This is a genomic window from Luteitalea sp., assembly GCF_022842525.1.
In the GTDB taxonomy this organism is placed as follows: Bacteria; Acidobacteriota; Vicinamibacteria; order Vicinamibacterales; family Vicinamibacteraceae; genus Luteitalea.
Genome location: NZ_JALHPM010000002.1, coordinates 70,430 through 85,855 on the forward strand (window position 1 = coordinate 70,430; position 15,426 = coordinate 85,855).

22 protein-coding genes are annotated in these 15,426 nt (G+C 70.1%); 14 read left to right on the top strand and 8 right to left on the bottom strand.

All coding sequences use genetic code 11. From position 1 onward, the window contains the following. Nucleotides 1-10 precede the first annotated feature (10 nt). Complete coding sequence (locus Q0C41_RS00870) at nt 11-2,143, top strand: ATP-binding cassette domain-containing protein (RefSeq protein ID WP_291980544.1); 2,133 nt, start codon at nt 11-13, stop codon at nt 2,141-2,143. Next, on the top strand, nt 2,144-2,953 hold the full coding sequence (locus Q0C41_RS00875) for an ABC transporter permease (RefSeq protein ID WP_291980545.1): 810 nt from the start codon (nt 2,144-2,146) through the stop codon (nt 2,951-2,953). Nucleotides 2,954-3,009: 56 nt separating this feature from the next. Here Q0C41_RS00875 and Q0C41_RS00880 read toward each other — a convergent pair whose 3' ends face one another. After that, nucleotides 3,010-3,405: a hypothetical protein gene (locus Q0C41_RS00880; protein WP_291980546.1), complete on the bottom strand. Its 396-nt coding sequence runs from the start codon at nt 3,403-3,405 to the stop codon at nt 3,010-3,012. A gap of 91 nt (nt 3,406-3,496) precedes the next feature. Here Q0C41_RS00880 and Q0C41_RS00885 point away from each other — a divergent pair, with 91 nt between their 5' ends. Next, complete coding sequence (locus Q0C41_RS00885; RefSeq protein ID WP_291980547.1) at nt 3,497-3,985, top strand: hypothetical protein; 489 nt, start codon at nt 3,497-3,499, stop codon at nt 3,983-3,985. A gap of 26 nt (nt 3,986-4,011) precedes the next feature. Here Q0C41_RS00885 and Q0C41_RS00890 read toward each other — a convergent pair whose 3' ends face one another. Continuing rightward, nucleotides 4,012-4,365: an SRPBCC domain-containing protein gene (locus Q0C41_RS00890; protein WP_291980548.1), complete on the bottom strand. Its 354-nt coding sequence runs from the start codon at nt 4,363-4,365 to the stop codon at nt 4,012-4,014. Between the two features lie 160 nt (nt 4,366-4,525). On the opposite strand from Q0C41_RS00890, the gene Q0C41_RS00895 reads away from it, so the two are divergent. Continuing rightward, the gene (locus Q0C41_RS00895; RefSeq protein WP_291980549.1) at nt 4,526-4,807 is read left to right on the top strand and encodes a hypothetical protein; all 282 of its coding nucleotides are present in this window, start codon (nt 4,526-4,528) and stop codon (nt 4,805-4,807) included. 68 nt (nt 4,808-4,875) lie between these two features. Continuing rightward, complete coding sequence (locus Q0C41_RS00900; RefSeq protein WP_291980550.1) at nt 4,876-6,408, top strand: DUF2235 domain-containing protein; 1,533 nt, start codon at nt 4,876-4,878, stop codon at nt 6,406-6,408. Here the strand turns inward: Q0C41_RS00900 and Q0C41_RS00905 are convergent. The 3 genes from Q0C41_RS00905 to Q0C41_RS00915 are packed head-to-tail and all read right to left on the bottom strand — an operon-like array spanning nt 6,396 to nt 7,438. Continuing rightward, nucleotides 6,396-6,542, bottom strand: coding sequence for a hypothetical protein (locus tag Q0C41_RS00905; RefSeq protein WP_291980551.1), 147 nt, complete (start codon nt 6,540-6,542; stop codon nt 6,396-6,398). The two genes, Q0C41_RS00900 and Q0C41_RS00905, sit on opposite strands and share 13 nt — an antisense overlap. Nucleotides 6,543-6,581: 39 nt before the next feature. Next, nucleotides 6,582-6,953, bottom strand: coding sequence for a hypothetical protein (locus tag Q0C41_RS00910; protein ID WP_291980552.1), 372 nt, complete (start codon nt 6,951-6,953; stop codon nt 6,582-6,584). Further along, nucleotides 6,950-7,438, bottom strand: coding sequence for a hypothetical protein (locus Q0C41_RS00915; RefSeq protein ID WP_291980553.1), 489 nt, complete (start codon nt 7,436-7,438; stop codon nt 6,950-6,952). The genes Q0C41_RS00910 and Q0C41_RS00915 overlap by 4 nt, the downstream gene beginning before the upstream one ends. 71 nt (nt 7,439-7,509) lie before the next feature. Here Q0C41_RS00915 and Q0C41_RS00920 point away from each other — a divergent pair, with 71 nt between their 5' ends. From Q0C41_RS00920 to Q0C41_RS00940, 5 genes are read left to right on the top strand one after another with little or no spacing between them, the layout of a single operon-like run. Next, on the top strand, nt 7,510-7,938 hold the full coding sequence (locus Q0C41_RS00920; RefSeq protein WP_367079069.1) for a secondary thiamine-phosphate synthase enzyme YjbQ: 429 nt from the start codon (nt 7,510-7,512) through the stop codon (nt 7,936-7,938). Between the two features lie 22 nt (nt 7,939-7,960). Next, nucleotides 7,961-8,146 (top strand): hypothetical protein, encoded by a 186-nt coding sequence (locus Q0C41_RS00925; RefSeq protein ID WP_291980555.1) that lies wholly within the window; start codon nt 7,961-7,963, stop codon nt 8,144-8,146. A 21-nt stretch (nt 8,147-8,167) separates the two neighbouring features. Further along, complete coding sequence (locus Q0C41_RS00930; RefSeq protein ID WP_291980556.1) at nt 8,168-8,971, top strand: SDR family oxidoreductase; 804 nt, start codon at nt 8,168-8,170, stop codon at nt 8,969-8,971. A 7-nt stretch (nt 8,972-8,978) separates the two neighbouring features. Then, entirely contained in the window at nt 8,979-9,143 is a 165-nt protein-coding gene (locus tag Q0C41_RS00935; RefSeq protein WP_291980557.1) for a hypothetical protein, read from the top strand. Between the two features lie 58 nt (nt 9,144-9,201). Beyond that, nucleotides 9,202-10,182: an alpha/beta hydrolase gene (locus Q0C41_RS00940; RefSeq protein WP_291980558.1), complete on the top strand. Its 981-nt coding sequence runs from the start codon at nt 9,202-9,204 to the stop codon at nt 10,180-10,182. On the opposite strand, the gene Q0C41_RS00945 is transcribed toward Q0C41_RS00940, so the two are convergent. Further along, nucleotides 10,133-11,221 (bottom strand): calcium/sodium antiporter, encoded by a 1,089-nt coding sequence (locus Q0C41_RS00945; RefSeq protein ID WP_291980559.1) that lies wholly within the window; start codon nt 11,219-11,221, stop codon nt 10,133-10,135. The two genes, Q0C41_RS00940 and Q0C41_RS00945, sit on opposite strands and share 50 nt — an antisense overlap. A 130-nt stretch (nt 11,222-11,351) precedes the next feature. Between Q0C41_RS00945 and Q0C41_RS00950 the strand changes: the two genes are divergently transcribed. The 3 genes from Q0C41_RS00950 to Q0C41_RS00960 are packed head-to-tail and all read left to right on the top strand — an operon-like array spanning nt 11,352 to nt 12,770. Further along, a complete protein-coding gene (locus tag Q0C41_RS00950) occupies nt 11,352-12,089 on the top strand; it encodes a YqgE/AlgH family protein (protein ID WP_291980560.1) in 738 nt (245 codons plus the stop codon). A 31-nt stretch (nt 12,090-12,120) separates the two neighbouring features. Next, on the top strand, nt 12,121-12,351 hold the full coding sequence (locus tag Q0C41_RS00955; protein WP_291980561.1) for a hypothetical protein: 231 nt from the start codon (nt 12,121-12,123) through the stop codon (nt 12,349-12,351). Beyond that, nucleotides 12,348-12,770, top strand: coding sequence for a TA system VapC family ribonuclease toxin (locus Q0C41_RS00960; RefSeq protein ID WP_291980562.1), 423 nt, complete (start codon nt 12,348-12,350; stop codon nt 12,768-12,770). Before Q0C41_RS00955 ends, Q0C41_RS00960 begins: the two co-directional genes overlap by 4 nt. A gap of 29 nt (nt 12,771-12,799) precedes the next feature. Here Q0C41_RS00960 and Q0C41_RS00965 read toward each other — a convergent pair whose 3' ends face one another. Next, nucleotides 12,800-14,161 carry a hypothetical protein gene (locus Q0C41_RS00965; protein WP_291980563.1) on the bottom strand — a complete coding sequence of 454 codons (1,362 nt, stop codon included), beginning with the start codon at nt 14,159-14,161 and terminating at the stop codon, nt 12,800-12,802. A gap of 12 nt (nt 14,162-14,173) precedes the next feature. Beyond that, nucleotides 14,174-15,142 carry a hypothetical protein gene (locus tag Q0C41_RS00970; RefSeq protein WP_291980564.1) on the bottom strand — a complete coding sequence of 323 codons (969 nt, stop codon included), beginning with the start codon at nt 15,140-15,142 and terminating at the stop codon, nt 14,174-14,176. A 111-nt stretch (nt 15,143-15,253) separates the two neighbouring features. Between Q0C41_RS00970 and Q0C41_RS00975 the strand changes: the two genes are divergently transcribed. Next, complete coding sequence (locus Q0C41_RS00975; protein WP_291980565.1) at nt 15,254-15,421, top strand: hypothetical protein; 168 nt, start codon at nt 15,254-15,256, stop codon at nt 15,419-15,421. Nucleotides 15,422-15,426 lie beyond the last annotated feature (5 nt).

Genomic DNA, 15,426 nt, shown 5'->3' on the forward strand with positions numbered 1-15,426 from the left:
GAACATGCCCATGACCTCGCACGACCGCCTGCACGCACTCGACGCCGTCCGCGCCGGGGCCCTGCTGCTCGGTGTGGTGTTCCACGCCGGGTTCTCGTTCATTCCCGGCATGCCGCCGGGCCTCTGGGCGATGGTGGACCGCTCGCCGAGCACCCCGCTCGCGGTGCTCCTGTTCGCGTCGCACATGTTCCGGATGACGCTGTTCTTCGTCATCGCCGGCGTCTTCGCCCGGATGGCGTTCCATCGTCGCGGCGCCCGCAGCTTCTGGACCAACCGCGCCACACGCATCCTCGTGCCGCTCACCGTCGGCTGGCTCGTGCTGGCGCCCACGATGGCGGGCGTGTGGATCTGGGGGCTGACGCGGACGTTCGGCGGCACGCTGCCGGCTCCACCGGCCACTCTCCCGCCCCCTCCCGCGGCGGCGTTCCAGTTCATGCACCTGTGGTTCCTGTACTACCTGCTGGTGCTGTACGTGCTGGTGCTGGCGGTCCGCGCCCTCGTGGTGGCCGTCGACACGCGTGGGGCGGTACGTGGACGGGTCGACGCGGTGGTGGCCCGCCTTGTGGGGTCTGGCACGGCCGCCCTGGTCCTGCCCGTGCCGCTGGCGCTGGTGCTGGCGTGGACGCCGATGTGGTTCATGTGGTTCGGCATTCCCACGCCAGACCAGTCGTTCCTCCCGCGCGCCGCGTCGCTGGTCGGCTACGGCACGGCGGTGGCATTCGGATGGCTCCTGCATCGGCAGTTCCATCTGCTTGCCGCATGGAGTCGCCAGTGGCCCGTGCATCTCGGTGCCGCGATCGTCGCGACGACGGGCTGTCTCGTGATGACCGGCCTGACGCCGCCGCTGGTGCCCGCCGTGCCTGGCGCGCCACTGTCGTTCGGGTTCGCGCTCGCCTACGGCATCGGCATCTGGAGCTGGTCGTTCGCGGTGATCGGCCTGGCCGTGCGCTTCCTGAACCAGCCGCACGCCGTGGTGCGCTACACCGCCGATGCGTCGTACTGGATCTATCTCGCGCACCTGCCCGTGGTGGTCGCGATGCAGGTGCTGGTCGGGCAGCTGCCCTGGCACTGGAGCGTCAAGTTCCCGCTCGTGCTCGGCGTCAGCCTCGTCGCGCTCTTTGCCAGCTACCGCTACCTCGTGCGCCCCACCGTCATCGGCCAGGTCCTCAACGGACGTCGCTACCCACGTGGCCTCGTGCGCGACGGTGTCGTTGATGCCGCCCACGAACCGGATGCGGCTCCACCACCTGCTGGTGCACCCATCCCCCTCGCGTCACTGCGGGACGTCCACAAGCGCTATGGCACGACGGTCGCGCTCGCCGGACTCGACCTCGACGTGCGTCCCGGCGAGGTGCTGGCGGTGCTCGGGCCCAACGGCGCCGGCAAGTCCACCGCCATCGGCCTGCTGCTCGGCCTGCTCGAGCCCGACCAGGGCACGGCCTCGCTGTTCGGGCGTGCGCCGCTCGACGTCCACGCCAGGCGACGAGTGGGCGTGATGATGCAGGACGTCGCGCTGACACCGGAGCTGCGGGTCCGCGAGCTCATCGCCTGTGCGTCGAGCTACTACGCCACCCCGCTCACCGTGGACGAGACGCTCGCGCTGACACGGCTCGACGCCCTGGCGCATCGCCCGTACGGCAAGCTCTCCGGTGGTCAGAAGCGCCTCGTGCAGTTCGCGCTCGCCGTGTGCGGCCGCCCGCAGCTGCTCTTCCTCGACGAGCCCTCCGTGGGACTGGACGTCGAGGCGCGCGAGGTGCTCTGGCAGACGGTGCGCGCCCTCGTCCACACGGGGTGCGCCATCGTGTTGACGACGCACTACCTGGAGGAGGCGGAGGCGCTCGCCGACCGCGTGGCGGTGCTGGCCGGCGGGCGACTCCTCGCCTCCGGCAGCGTCGCCGAGGTGCGGTCGCTCGTCTCGCGCAAGCACGTCACCTGCGCCAGCCGCATCGACGAGGCCGGTGTACGCACGTGGCCGGGCGTCGTCGCCGCGGTGCGCGACGGCGAGCGACTCGCCATCACGGTCGTCGATGCCGAGGACTGTGTCAGGCGCCTGCTCGCGGCAGACGACCAGCTCCGCGATCTCGAGATTCGCCAGGCAGGTCTGGCGGAAGCGTTCTCTGCCCTCACGAAGGAGGCGGCGTAGATGCATCCCCTGACCTCCCCGGCCGTCACCACTTCCGTCGCCAGCGACGTCGTCATGCCGCTGCGACTCGTGCTGCGGGCGTACGCGATGGAGACCCGCGTCGAGGCCCTGCGCGTGCTGCGCACGCCCGGGCTGTCGGTGCCGTTCCTGCTGCTGCCGGTGCCGATCTACCTCTTCTTCGGCACCATCCTGCCCGCCGGCGAGATCGCGAAGAACCCGGCGCTCGGCAGCTATCTGTTCTGCAGCTGGTGTGTCTACGCGGCGATGGGGCCGGCGATGTTCGGCGCCGGGTGTACGCTCGCGGCCGAGCGCGAGGCGGGGGTCTTCCGCCTGCGTCGCGCGCTCCCGTCACCGCCCGGCGCGTGGCTGGTCGCCAAGACCGTGGTGTCGATGGCGTTCACGGCGCTCGCGGTCATCTCCATCGGCGTGACCGCGCGCATCGTCGGGGCGACCCCGCTGTCGCTGGCGCAGATGCTCATCATCGGCCTGACGATGGTGGCGGGTGCACCGGCGTTCTGCGCGCTCGGCCTGTTCGTGGGGGCGCGTGCGTCGGGCTCATCGGCGCCGGCGATCATCAACGTGATCTTCCTGCCGATGCTCTGGCTCTCGGGCCTCTTCTTCCCGCTGCCCGGCTTCCTGGAGAAGCTCGTCGTGATCTGGCCGGCGTTCCACCTCAATCAGGTGGCGATCGGCCTGGCCGGCGTCGAGGGCTTCAGTTACGTCCCCCCGACGGTCTCCGCGGCCGTGCTCGTCGGCGTGGCGGTGCTGTTCGGCGGGCTGGCGATCAGGCGCCTCGCGCGGCACGGGTAGCGGGTCCTGACGTGACGGCCGGCTCGGAGAGCCGGCCCTACCCAGCCCGGAGCGCGTCACCGCGCGGCGGCGGTGGTCGATGCCTCGTACAGCGGCGCCAGCAGGCGGAGCCGGCTCTGCACGGGCGGCGAGGCCCTCGGCTCGTAGACGAGCACGTCCGTGCCGACCTCGCGCACCACGAGGCGGTACGGCTGTCCCATGCGGTTCGTCAGGTGGTGCCACGCCAGCAGTTCGGCGACATCGTCGTGCCAGTTGCTGCTGCCATTCCCCATGCCCGCATCGGCGAACATCTTCAGCACCGACGGATCGGTGTCGCCGACGCGTGAGTCGAGTGGGGATATCGGGTCGATTTGCACGACGGGGGCGGGCGGCGTGGGCGCCTGCGCGCCGGCGGTGACCGGCACCGTGAGCGCCAGGGCGAACATCAGGGCGGTGGTGCGACTGGCGAGCATCTCTCTCCGTGGGCGAGACGTCCGAGGCGCTGACGCACGAATCACGTCCGCCGCGTCGACGGCCCTCGTGTCGATGCTACCGTGCTGGCGCATGCCCTCTCGCGAGACGCTCGGCCAGGTGCTGGCGGCGACCGTGTTCGCCCTGGCGGGCGCCACGCTTGCGTACTTCGTGTGGCCGCAGATGCAACGTTCAGACACACTGCTGCGCGACGGAGTCAGGGCCGAGGCCACCGTGGTCGCCCTCGACGCCACGACGTGCACCTCCTCCAGCTTTCGCAAGAGCTGGCCGTACCCGTGCTTCCACGCCACCGGACAGTGGTCCCATGACGGCGTCGTCTACCGGAGCACGCTGGGGCACTACAAGGACGCGACCAGGGCGCCGCTCGGCACCACGGTCGCGATCGTCTTCGCGCCGGATCCGGCAGCGGCGGTCGGGAAGGTCGACTTGCGGTTTCGCGTCGTCGGCGCCGGGCGCGATGCCCCGCGGTCGGAGCGACCGGTCTATCTGGGGCTGCTGGTACTCGCTGCGCTCCTGTGTGTGCCCCTCCCGGTGTACCTGATCAAGGCCCTGAGAGGCTGAGCCAGGGCGCGCCCCTACCGGGGACCCTACCGCTTGGCCTCCGCCAGCTTCTGCTTCATCGGCTCCCAGTACCCGCGGCGCCAGCGTTCTTCGGTCCGCGGGATGAGCGCCTTCGGAACACCGCGATGCGTGAGCTTCAGTTCCGTCCCGGTCTCCACGCGACGCAGCGTGAACGCCGCCATCGAGAACACGCCCTCGGGATAGTCGCTCTCCCGCCACGCCCGTACGACGCGTTCGGCCGGCGCGAGGTCGACGACGATGCCGGTGCCCTCCCCGATGGAGAACGACTGCCCCACCTGCTCGGCTTCGGTCACGAGCAGCTGGTAGACGTCCGACGGCTCAGCCTTGAAACGGACCTTCTGGGAAATCGTCTTGCACATGTTGCGCTCGTCTGTGTGTGGCCCTGACGCCGCCAGTGTGCCTCGCAGGCGTACGGGGCGCAATCGGCGACGCCGTGGCGGCACATCCACGGGGACCGCCCACGAACCGCGCGCGGCAGACGACGGCTGAGCCGCGCAAGCTGCTCCGGTCTCGGCAGTCATGCGCGCCTGGCAGTTCCCGGTGCCGCGGTGGCAGAATCACCGCGCACTGACCACGCCAGCGAAGGAGCGAGACGTGACGCCGTACAGACCCACCGACTTCCCGCAGCCACCCGCCAATCCTGACGTTGAACCTGGCCCGCTGCCGCCCGAGCCTGCGCCCTGGCCTCCGCCGACCGATCCCGACACCGGGATGCCACCGGACGACATGCCACCGGACGATCCGCCGGGCTTCGACCCGGCAGGCATGCCTGAAGACGACCCGCCGGGAGACGACTTCTGAGGGTTCGACGCCGCGACAGGTGAGATCCCCGCTGGGCGGTCTCAGCAAAGGGGAACCGAGGCACGCACATGGCGGTGTACGCATTCGATGGCACATGGAACCTGCGGGACCTGAAGGACGCGATCCTCACGGTCCAGCCGTCGCAGTACGGACCGGACGCCGCTTTCCGCCGTGACACAGAAGAGACGAACGTGCACCGCTTCTGCGAGTACGTCGGACTGGAGCGCTGCGAGTACCTGCAGGGTGTCGGCACACGATTCGGAGCCCTCGGCCGGATCGTCGGCGGGGCCTTCGGCGTCGGTGCGAAGTACCGCGTCCGCCGCATGTATCGGGCGCTGTGCGAACGCTACGCGACCGACACCGACATCGACATCATCGGCTTCAGCCGCGGAGCGGCCACTGCCGTGCACTTCGCCAATGTCGTGCACACGTACGGCGTTCGCGATCCGACACACCGGCATGCCGCGTGGCACTGGGACCCGTTGCTCGGGCTCTCGTGGCGGCTGCCGAAAGCGCGACGCACGGCGGCCGGTGCCACGCCGAGCGCGGACGATCCGCCGCCCATCCGGTTCCTGGGCGTGTGGGATACCGTGGCGAGCATTGGCCTGCCAATCGGGCCATTTCGTAACCGTCCGACGACGCGCTGGCGCGTGTCGACCATTCCGCCCAACGTCCGCCGCAGCTTTCACGCCATGGCGCTCGACGAAGTGCGCGCGACGTTCGCCCTGATCCGCCCGGCACGAACGGAGAGCCAGGCCCGCCACTACGAGGTGTGGTTTCGCGGCGTGCATTCCAACGTGGGAGGCGGCTATCAGGACCGCGGCCTCTCGGACATCGCGCTGGCCTGGATGCTCGAGATGTACCTGTGGACGCTCGAACGCGAAGGCGGCAGCCACACGACGCCCCACGGTGTCATCTCGGCCTTGCGCCGGCTCCAGCCCACCGCCGCGCTCGCTCGGGGTGCGCAGGGAGAGCAGGTGTTCGCCGCGTCGACGGCGAGTGACGAGACACCGGGCGCCGGCACCATCGAGTCGCTCGAACCGAGCCCTGACGGCGAGGTCGGCCGTCCGCGGAGCGTCCGCCGCCAGGCGTGGCGCGCGATGCCTGCCGACGCGCTGGTGCACCATGCGACCTACCGCCGCACGAAGAACCTGCTCCTGGACCACCATCGCGAGAACCGGCGCCTGCTGCGCCCGATTCCTGGTGACGCCCGTCCCGTCTACGACCCGCCCTACTTCCATGCCAAGACACTCCGGCAGGAAGCCGAAGACGTCGCCCGGGAGGCGTTCCATCACGTGCCCGTCCGGGCGAGCTGGCTCATCGTTGGCGGTCAGCCCGTCGTTCGCTCAGATGACTGGATTGGGCAGGGGGCAAGCCGGCGGGAGGTGCGCGTGGCCTACTCGCGCGACGTGTTCGTGAAGATCGCGACCGAGTGGCTGCTGCAGGGGTGCTGCGCGGCCGACACCCTGACTGTGCCGGAGGTTCTGACGACGTACCGCGAGAGGCCGGTACCCGGCCCGGTCGTGGCCGCCTGGGTCGTGGCCGTGCTTCAGGGCCTCGAACCGTATCTCCCCGAGATCCGTCGATATCACACGCGATAGACGGCCTGGCCCACCGCCAGACGGCCGACACGCGTGACCGTCCCGCAGACGCCGGCGTTGTTGCCGTTCGCGCGCACGATGGCCTTCACGGGATACCTGAAGATCGCCTCGACGAACCCGACGTGTGTGCCCATGGTCGCCACAGAGTGCCATGGGTGTGAGCCGTCGACGACTCAGGGCTCGGTGGCGAGCAGGTCGCGATGTCGCCACTCGAGCGCCGCCAGGCCGCCGACGAGCACCGCCTCGCCGACCAACTGAGCGAGGCCGAACGCACTCGCCTGGGTCCAGTACCGCGCCGCCAGAGCGAGACACACGAGACTCCACGCCGCGTTGGCGCCGACCAGCAGCACGACGAGCGACATGGGCCGGTGCGCACGCCGCGCCAGCATGAACGAACAGGCCCCGTACAGCAGGTTGGCCGCGCCGATCAGCAGGAGCAGGCGCAGCGGAAGCGCGTACAGGCGCGTGAGCCAGCCGCTGAGCGACAGCATGAGCACGCCGGCGACCGCGCCGGCCGTGCAGTCCACCCAGAGCAGGTGCTTCAACGCTGACCATCCTTCGGGCCGCGCGCGCCGGCATGAATCTGCCGGATGGCGCCCACGTGATAGGCAAGATGTACGACGCTGCCGACGACGCCGTTCAACTCGACCGGTGTCAGTGCGCGGGGTACGACGACGGTCGCGAGCCAGTGCTCGATGTGCGTACGCAGTTCCGCACGCAGCCGATGCCACTCGTCCTCCGACACGTCGCGCATCTGCCAGGCGGCGTTCCAGTCGGCGGAGTCGAACGGCTGCTCGCCGGCAGCCCAGCGGTTCATCAACGACAGCCCGTACGACACGTGGGCGACATGGGCGGCGATCGACGCCCCACCATGCGACGACATGGACGCCTCGTCGGCAGACAGGCGGTCGAGCGACGCGAGCAGCCCGGCGTCGCCGGGATTGAGCACGAAGGCGCCGGTGGGTGCGGCGCCGAACGTGAGCTCACGCATCAGCATCTGCACGCTCGTGAACAGCTCGGAGATGTTCATGGATTGAGTGTAGTGTCAACGCCGCGTTCGCTTCGTCGTCTCTCGAGTTCCCGCGTACCATTCGACGGCAGATGATGCGCCAGGCACTGTCCACGCTGAGGATTTCGACGAGAGGGCGCGGGTTCCAGGAGATCACGCGGGACGTCCAGCGATGTGTCGCTGAGGCCGCGGTGCAGACGGGCCTCTGCACGCTCCACCTGCAGCACACCTCGGCCTCGCTGCTGATCCAGGAGAACGCCGACCCCGACGTCCGTCGTGACTTCGAGCGGTTCTTCGCACGGCTGGTGCCCGACGGCGATCCGCTGTTCATCCACACCGCGGAGGGCGAGGACGACATGCCGGCGCATGTGCGGACGGCACTCACGACGGTGAACCTGAGCGTGCCGGTGGCCGAAGGGCGCCTCTGCCTCGGCACCTGGCAGGGCATCTACGTCTGGGAGCATCGTCGCGCCCCGCACACCCGGTCGGTCGTCGTGCACGTCATCGGCGACGACGGCTAGGGACGACCAGGCCGCCGGGTTGATGCACGCGGCGAATGAGCTGGACCAGGTCGAACTCCTTGAAGCCGAACGCGCGCTCGGTGTCGACCCGGTGCACCAGGACGAGACCCGGGCACCGGCGATCAAGCAGAAGTACGCCCTCGACATGCCGGTCGACAGCGTGCAGGCGCTCTGTGAACGCTTCGGCCTGACGTTCCCGGCGGTGTAAGGTGCCGGGACAGGAGGCGGCATGGCACGGCTCGCGGGCAAGGTGGCACTGGTCACGGGGGCGGCGCGCGGCATCGGCGAAGCCATCGCGCGGGCGTTGGCGATCGAGGGAGCCCGCGTCGTGCTCACCGATATCCTCGACGATGTCGGTCTGGCAGCGGCGTCCGCGCTCGGCGCTCCTGCCCGCTACGAGCGGCTCGACGTCCGCGACGAGACGGAGTGGCAGCGGGTACTCGACCGGTGTCTTGAACTCGCCGGTCGCCTCGACGTCGTCGTCAACAACGCCGGCATCACCGGGTTCGACGAGTTCGGGGCGGCGCACGACCCGGAACACGTCACGCTCGACCAGTGGCGCGCCGTGCACGCCACCAATCTCGACGGCGTCTTCCTCGGCTGCAAGCACGCAATCCGGGTGATGCGCCAGGCGGGCGGGACGGGCTCGATCATCAACATCGGATCGCGCTCCGGTGTCGTCGGCATCCCCGGTGCCGCCGCGTACGCCTCCAGCAAGGGAGCGGTCCGCAACCACACGAGGACCGTCGCACTCTACTGTGCCGAGCAGGGCCTGCGCATCCGTTGCAACGTCATCCAGCCGGCGGCCATCCTCACGCCGATGTGGGAGCCGCTGCTCGGCGACGGGCCGCAGCGGGAGGCGCGAATGGCCGACTTCACCAGGGACACGCCGTTGCGACGCTTCGGCACGCCGGACGAGGTCGCGGCCGTGGCGGTGCATTTGGCCGCAGACGAGTCGGCCTACACCACCGGCGCGGAGTTCACCGTCGACGGCGGACTGCTGGCCGGCACGGCGGTGCCGCCCCGTGTGTGAGGGCGCGATGCCGGTCCTCTGCGAGCAGCCGACGCGTCAGAGCATCGTCACCGGCGGGGCGGGCAACTTCGCGGGATGGACCGGCGAGCAGCGGCAGACCTTCCTCGGGTTCAACCCGACCGGCGGCGTCAACCTGCGCGTCACTTTCATCCTGGGGCCACCGGCGAAGTAGGCCCACCGGGTGCAGGTGCGGGACTTCGGTACACTGCACGCACACCTCGGAGGACAACATGCTTGTGCCCTTGCTCCCGTCCCTGACCCGCACGGCGGTGCTCGCCGGTCTGCTCGCGCTCGGCTCGTCTGCCTACGCGCAGGACGGCACGATCTATCCACTCGACGCCCCCGCCGAGCCCAACGCCATTCCGCTCGGCACCGGTGGGGTCGAGGGACAGACCGCGAAGGAAAGCTGGTTCCGCCAGTGGGGCGACCCGATGGCGCGCAACGTGTCCACGGCGACGCTGACGCCGTTCCTGCCGAAACCGGGGACGGCGAACGGCGCTGCTGTCATCGTGGCGCCCGGCGGCGGGTTTCGCTGGCTGTCGATGGGTAACGAGGGTTGGGAGGTGGCGCAGGCGCTGAATGCGAAAGGTATCGCCGCGTTCGTGCTCAAGTACCGCCTGCAGCCGACGCCGGACTCCCTCGAAGGGCTCAAGCAGTCGATGGAGCGCACCTTTGCCGCGGCCACTCCACCGTCCGGTGCGGCTGGGGCAGCGCCGCCGCCAGCACCGCCTCGATGGGACCTGTCCAATCAACTCCAGGATGCCGAAGCGGCGTATGCGCTGATCGTCAAGCGGGCGAGGGAATGGGGCGTCGACACCACGCGCCTCGGCATGATCGGCTTCTCCGCCGGCGCCGGCCTGACGATGCACAGCACGCTCAACTCGAAGACCATGAAGCTGGCCTTCATCGGTCCGATCTATGGCGGCATGGGCCCGGTGGAGGTGCCCAAGGATGCACCTCCGATGTTCACCGCCATTGCCACCGACGACTTCCTCTTCCGGGGCCAGTTCGGCGTCGTCAAGTCCTGGTTCGACGCGGGCAGGCCGGTCGAATTCCACCTGTATCAGAACGGCGGCCACGGCTTCGGTCTCGGCAACCCGAACCGCACCAGCAATCGCTGGTTCGAGGCGTTCACGCACTGGCTGGACGTGAACGGCTTTCTCAAGCCGACGACGGGTTCGGGCGCCGCACCAGCATCACCACCAGCGTGATGACCGTGAGCGGCACGACGAAGCTGAGCATCACCGTCGAGAAGGCGCTCAGCGCGGCCGCGTGCTGCTGCGCGGCCAGCACCAGGTAGGCGGTGTAGGCGAGGTAGTACGCGACGAATACCGCGCCCTCCCAGCGTGCGATCTGGCGCCCGGTCATGAACACGGGCAAGCACGCCAGCGCGACGGCGAGCATCACCCAGAGGTCGAAGTTGAGCATCGCGGTGGGCACCTGCAGGCCCTGGGTGCCCGCCACCAGGCCAGACAGGCCCAGGCAGCCCAGGATGTTGAAGGTGTTGCTGCCGACCACGTTGCCGACCGCGATGTCGCGCTCGCCCTTGACCGCGGCCATGATCGAGGTGGCGATTTCGGGCAGGGAGGTGCCGAGAGCCACCACGGTCAGGCCGATCACCACATCCGACAGGCCCAGTTGCTGCGCGACGGTGATCGCCGCGTGCACCAGCCCGCGTGCGCCGAGCACCAGCAGCGCCAGCCCGACGACGACGAGCAGCAGTTGCACCGGCAGCGAGGCGTCGAGGGCGCCGGAGGTGGCGGGCCGGACCTCCGCGTCGTAGTCTGCGGTCCCCTCGCCGCTGGCACGGCGCGACTGCACGACCAGGAACACGGTGTAGGCGACCACGCCGACCGCCAGCAGCGCGCTCTCGTGCAGGGCGAGCCTGCCGTCGAGCGCGAACAGCAGCAGCAGCACGGAGGCGCCGATCATGATGGGCACCTCCTGGCGAATGATCTGCAGGTGGACGACCAGCGGCGTGATCAGTGCCGAGACCCCGAGGATGAGCAACACGTTGAGGACGTTGCTGCCGACCACGTTGCCGATGGCGATGTTGGTCTGGCCCTCCAGCACCGCGCCCACCGACACCGCGACCTCGGGCGCGCTGGTGCCGAAGGCGACGACCGTGAGGCCGACCACCAGGGGCGAGAGGCCGAACGAGAGCGCCAGTTTCGAGGCGCCGCGGACCAGCAGCTCCGCCCCAGCCACGAGACCGGCCAGGCCGGCGAGGAGAACGAGCAACGTGGTCATCCCGCGCAGTATCGCCGTTTCCGGCCGTCCTCGCGGCCCCGTGAGGGCGGCTCGACGACCGGCATTCGCTGCGGAGGTTGAAAGCATGGAGCGTGCCAGGCCACAAGATGGAGGAGGGATCCGCAGCCGGATGCACCACAGGTGGCGTGTCTGGCGGGTCGTGGCGGGGCCGGGGTCGCGCGGCGCGCTCGCCTGCGCGTGCCTGCTGAGCGCCGCCGGACCAGCCGAGCCGCAGCCCGGTCGCGAGGTCATCGTCCGTCAGCTGGCGGCAGGCACGATGCTGGTCTCCGCTCGCAACCTGCCCGACCCGAACTTCAGCGATACGGTGGTGCTGCTCATCGAGTACGGTCCCGGCGGTGCGGCGGGCCTCGTCCTCACGCGCCCGTCCGAGGTGCCGCTGGCGCGCGTGCTCCCTGACCTCGCCCCGGTGACGAGCGTCGGCGCACGGGTGTTCGTCGGCGGGCCGGTGTCGCCGGACACCGTGATCGCGCTGTCGCGCGGAGCCTGCGACGGCTGCCGCGAGGTGACCCGCGGCGTGTCCCTCGTGAGCGACGGCGCGGTGCTGCGCGAGCGCATCGCCGCGGGCGCCGACGACCGCCGTCTGCGCGTGTACGCCGGGTACGCCGGATGGAGTGCGGAGCAACTGGAGCGCGAGGTGCGCCAGCAGGCCTGGCGCGTCATCGACGGCGATGCGTCGATCGTGTTCGACGTCGATCCCTCGACGTTGTGGCGCCGGATGCTCGCGCGCGCGGAGTCGGTGCTCGCCTCGAGCGCGCCGGTGGGCCTGCCTGGCACCGTGGCGCCGTCGCGCCGGCTGCACCGCCGGCGTCGGTCGCCGCAGGGTCGCGGGATGGCGTGCGGCGATTGACATCACGACATCAGCGCATCACAGTATCAGCATGCGGACCACCATCACGCTCGACGATGATGTCGCGGAGGCGGCCCGGGCCCTGGCCAGCGGCTCCGGAAAGACACTCGGGCAGGTGCTCTCGCAACTGGCGCGGCGAGGGCTGCGCGCCGGGAACGAGCACGCGACCCGCAACGGGTTGCCGGTCTTCAGGGTCAGTGCCAACGCGCCGGTGATTCCATCCGGGCGTGCCTCGGATCTGCTGGCCGACGAACGGCCGTGACGCCATCCCTGCTCGACGTGAACGTGCTGCTGGCGCTGACGTGGCCGTCGCACCAGCATCATCAGGCAGCGCACCAGTGGTTCCGCAGGGAGTCGCGCCATGGCTGGGCGACCTGCGCGCTCACGCAGCTTGCCTTCGTGCGCCTCTCGGCCAATCCGTCCTATTCACCCGATTTCGTGACGCCGCAGGAGGCCGCAACCCTGCTCGTTCGACTGACCGCACACGCGCGGCACCGCTTCTGGAACGACCTGCCGGGTCTCGACGCCAGCACCCTGCAGCACGCGCAAGGGCATCAGCAGGTCATGGATGCCTACCTCGTGCAGTTGGCACGGCACAGCCGCGGACGCGTGGTGACCTTCGATGCGCGCCTGGCCGCCCATGCCACCGGTGATCACGAGGTGACCACGATCAGAGCATGAGCGCCGTCCCCAGGACGATGGCCGCGCTCTCAACGCGCGCCGTGGCGGCGTAGTGATTCCTGGACCGCCGGATTGCCAGCGGCCATGTCGAGCAGCGACCGACCCTCCCCGTTCCCGACGGCATGCACGTCGGCGCCTGCAGCCACGAGACGGTCGATCACGGCCGGGTAGTCGGCCCCAGATGCGCGCCGGTGCACCGACCCGAACGCGGCCCAGCCGAGCGGCGGGCTCTGGTGCACGGGATCGCGGAGGTCGATCGGGACGCCACCGCGGGCCAGCACCTGTTCGACCATCGCGACGTGGCCCACCCAGCAGGCCGCGTGGAGCGCCGTGCCGCCATCGATGCCGGGCGCCGCCGGATCCAACCCGACACGCAGCATCAGCGACGCCGCCGCGACGTGTCCGTGGAAGATGGCCTGGGCGAGGCGGCCGTGGTCGTCCCGCGACAACCCGGACACGAGTGCGGGGTCGTCGGCCAGGATGGCGGCGACAGCGGTCTCGTCGACCGCCAGCAGGGCGCTGAGCAGCCGCACGCGGCGGGGACTCGCCGCGTCGAGTACGGCAGCGACGGCGTGCTGGCCGTACTTGCGCACCACGTCGTGCGGCGACAGCCCGAACCCGAGCGACCAGCAGTAGATGCTGAAGGGCGGCACCAGCGCGTAGCCCGGCTCGTTGACGCGTGCGCCGAGGCACGAGGGGTCGGCAGCGATCAGGCGCGTCGCCAGGTCGGCGTCTCCGAGCCGCGCGGCCATGAAGATGTCGGGCGTCGCTCCGCGTGCGAGCAGGTGGCGACAGACGTCGGGCCGATCGCCGAGGGCGTACTGCGCGGGTGTGGACCTGTGGTCGATGCAGCGCGCGTCGATGTCCGCGCCGCGCGCAAGCAGCAGATCGGCGACGGCACTCGTGCGTGCCAGGTGCAGTGGCTGCTGCCCGTCGCCGCCGCGTGCGTGCACGAGCGTCGCGTCTTCGTCGAGCAGAGCCTGGAGACGATCGAGCCAGCCGAGTCGTGCGGCGACGTGAGGGGTCAGTGTCGCCCCGTGTGCGAGCAGGAACGGGACGGTCGCCTCGGTGGCGTTGTCGAGCACCGTGTACGGCCCGTTCTCCCAGATGCTCTTCAGGTTGAGGTCGGCGCCAGCCTCGATCAGCACCGCGAGCATCGGCTCGTGGCCGGCGGCGACATGGGCCGCGCGCTGGCCGAAGTCGAACAGCGGCTCGTTCACGATGGCGCGGACGTGTGGAGCGGCCAGGAGGTCCCGTGCGCGACCGACATCGGCCGCGCGGACGGCATCTCGGAAAGCGGAAACGTCCCGGGCCTCCACCTGGGGGTCCCCGGCGTGCGTGTGCTGCGGCTTGCGGTCGAACGGGTCTGACGGGGGTTCTGGAGTGGACATGGACGACCTCCATCACCTGGCGGCGAACCACCTGACGACTCGGCCGAACGTCGCCTGGAGGCCCTCCGGCGGTGTGCGTCCGGGCAGGTCGAGGGCGTGGTCGGCGCCTTCGAGGCGCTCGAAGACCGCCTCACGCCCTGCGGCCGAGAGCTCTGCTCGAAGGGCATCGAAGCCGGTGATGGTGTTCTGGCTGTCGGCAGAGCCGTGCACGAAGTACAAGCGAGCCCGTGATGCGAGGGCCTCCCGCAGGATGGATGTGGCCATGAACGACGCCCACTGCCGATACGTGCCGCCCCAACAGAACCTGTCGATGGCGGTCGGCGCGGCACGTACCTGCGCCCAGCAACGGTACACATCCTCGTCGGGGTTGCCACCAGTGCCGCGCACGTACTCCGCGATGTGGAACAGATAGACCAGGCCGCCGCCCGCGAGCGACGCCGCGTGCGTCACGCCTGGGGCAACGTTGGAGACGCGCATGGCGACGATCCCCCCTTCCGAGTGTCCCATCACCAGGACGCGTGTCGGGTCGATCCCGGGCAGGGCTCGAGCCGCCGCGATGGCGGCCGCGATCGTTGCCGCCCAGTGGTCGAGGGTGAAGTCGCGGAGGAAGTCCGCCGGGCAGTCCTGGAGCCGCCGCGGCTCCGCATGCAGATAGGGAACGCCGGGCTTCTCCACGCCCATCGCGATGACGTCCTGGCCTGCAGCCGTACGCACGAGCGTCAGGAGTCCGCCGGTGGGCACGCCGCCCTGTCCGCCGGAGAAGTGGGACTCACACCCCGTTCCCTGCACCCACACCACGAGAGGACGCGGTCTGGCGGGGTCGGCGCCCGTGGACAGATAGAACGTGACGGCTGTCGGCTGCCCTGGCGTGGTGATCGTGTAACGGTCGAAGGCGTGCCCGGGGACGACGCCTTCCGGCACGACGGCAGCCCCGGACAGCGTCGGCAGTGCCAGCGCCAGGAACATGAATGCTCGCGTCATCGCCGGTGTCTCCGCGGCGGAGTGTACAACGGCGGTGCGCTCGCGCCGGGTGCCAGGCCCTCGTCGAACACCGGGCGTTCCGGGTCGACGATCACCCAGCAGGCGGTACCGATGACGAACAACACCCCCATCACGTACAGGGGCACGTTCCAGCTGCCGTGTGTGGAGTCGCCCATGGCGGCGAACAGCACGCCGTACGACTGCGACCACGATCAGCACCGTCCGACGTCGGCCATGGTCCGCTCTCGCCTCGACGTGACCGACACACGCTGGCTGTAGTGGCA

What these genes read in the sequence shown, in the direction of transcription:
- Q0C41_RS00870 (WP_291980544.1), top strand. Translation starts at nt 11, where the DNA reads ATGACCTCGCACGACCGCCTGCACGCACTCGACGCCGTCCGCGCCGGG.
- Q0C41_RS00875 (WP_291980545.1), top strand. Translation starts at nt 2,144, where the DNA reads ATGCATCCCCTGACCTCCCCGGCCGTCACCACTTCCGTCGCCAGCGAC.
- Q0C41_RS00880 (WP_291980546.1), bottom strand. Translation starts at nt 3,405, where the DNA reads ATGCTCGCCAGTCGCACCACCGCCCTGATGTTCGCCCTGGCGCTCACG.
- Q0C41_RS00885 (WP_291980547.1), top strand. Translation starts at nt 3,497, where the DNA reads ATGCCCTCTCGCGAGACGCTCGGCCAGGTGCTGGCGGCGACCGTGTTC.
- Q0C41_RS00890 (WP_291980548.1), bottom strand. Translation starts at nt 4,365, where the DNA reads ATGTGCAAGACGATTTCCCAGAAGGTCCGTTTCAAGGCTGAGCCGTCG.
- Q0C41_RS00895 (WP_291980549.1), top strand. Translation starts at nt 4,526, where the DNA reads ATGCGCGCCTGGCAGTTCCCGGTGCCGCGGTGGCAGAATCACCGCGCA.
- Q0C41_RS00900 (WP_291980550.1), top strand. Translation starts at nt 4,876, where the DNA reads ATGGCGGTGTACGCATTCGATGGCACATGGAACCTGCGGGACCTGAAG.
- Q0C41_RS00905 (WP_291980551.1), bottom strand. Translation starts at nt 6,542, where the DNA reads ATGGGCACACACGTCGGGTTCGTCGAGGCGATCTTCAGGTATCCCGTG.
- Q0C41_RS00915 (WP_291980553.1), bottom strand. Translation starts at nt 7,438, where the DNA reads ATGAACATCTCCGAGCTGTTCACGAGCGTGCAGATGCTGATGCGTGAG.
- Q0C41_RS00920 (WP_367079069.1), top strand. Translation starts at nt 7,510, where the DNA reads ATGATGCGCCAGGCACTGTCCACGCTGAGGATTTCGACGAGAGGGCGC.
- Q0C41_RS00925 (WP_291980555.1), top strand. Translation starts at nt 7,961, where the DNA reads ATGCACGCGGCGAATGAGCTGGACCAGGTCGAACTCCTTGAAGCCGAA.
- Q0C41_RS00930 (WP_291980556.1), top strand. Translation starts at nt 8,168, where the DNA reads ATGGCACGGCTCGCGGGCAAGGTGGCACTGGTCACGGGGGCGGCGCGC.
- Q0C41_RS00935 (WP_291980557.1), top strand. Translation starts at nt 8,979, where the DNA reads ATGCCGGTCCTCTGCGAGCAGCCGACGCGTCAGAGCATCGTCACCGGC.
- Q0C41_RS00940 (WP_291980558.1), top strand. Translation starts at nt 9,202, where the DNA reads ATGCTTGTGCCCTTGCTCCCGTCCCTGACCCGCACGGCGGTGCTCGCC.
- Q0C41_RS00945 (WP_291980559.1), bottom strand. Translation starts at nt 11,221, where the DNA reads ATGACCACGTTGCTCGTTCTCCTCGCCGGCCTGGCCGGTCTCGTGGCT.
- Q0C41_RS00950 (WP_291980560.1), top strand. Translation starts at nt 11,352, where the DNA reads ATGCACCACAGGTGGCGTGTCTGGCGGGTCGTGGCGGGGCCGGGGTCG.
- Q0C41_RS00955 (WP_291980561.1), top strand. Translation starts at nt 12,121, where the DNA reads ATGCGGACCACCATCACGCTCGACGATGATGTCGCGGAGGCGGCCCGG.
- Q0C41_RS00965 (WP_291980563.1), bottom strand. Translation starts at nt 14,161, where the DNA reads ATGTCCACTCCAGAACCCCCGTCAGACCCGTTCGACCGCAAGCCGCAG.
- Q0C41_RS00970 (WP_291980564.1), bottom strand. Translation starts at nt 15,142, where the DNA reads ATGACGCGAGCATTCATGTTCCTGGCGCTGGCACTGCCGACGCTGTCC.
- Q0C41_RS00975 (WP_291980565.1), top strand. Translation starts at nt 15,254, where the DNA reads ATGACGAACAACACCCCCATCACGTACAGGGGCACGTTCCAGCTGCCG.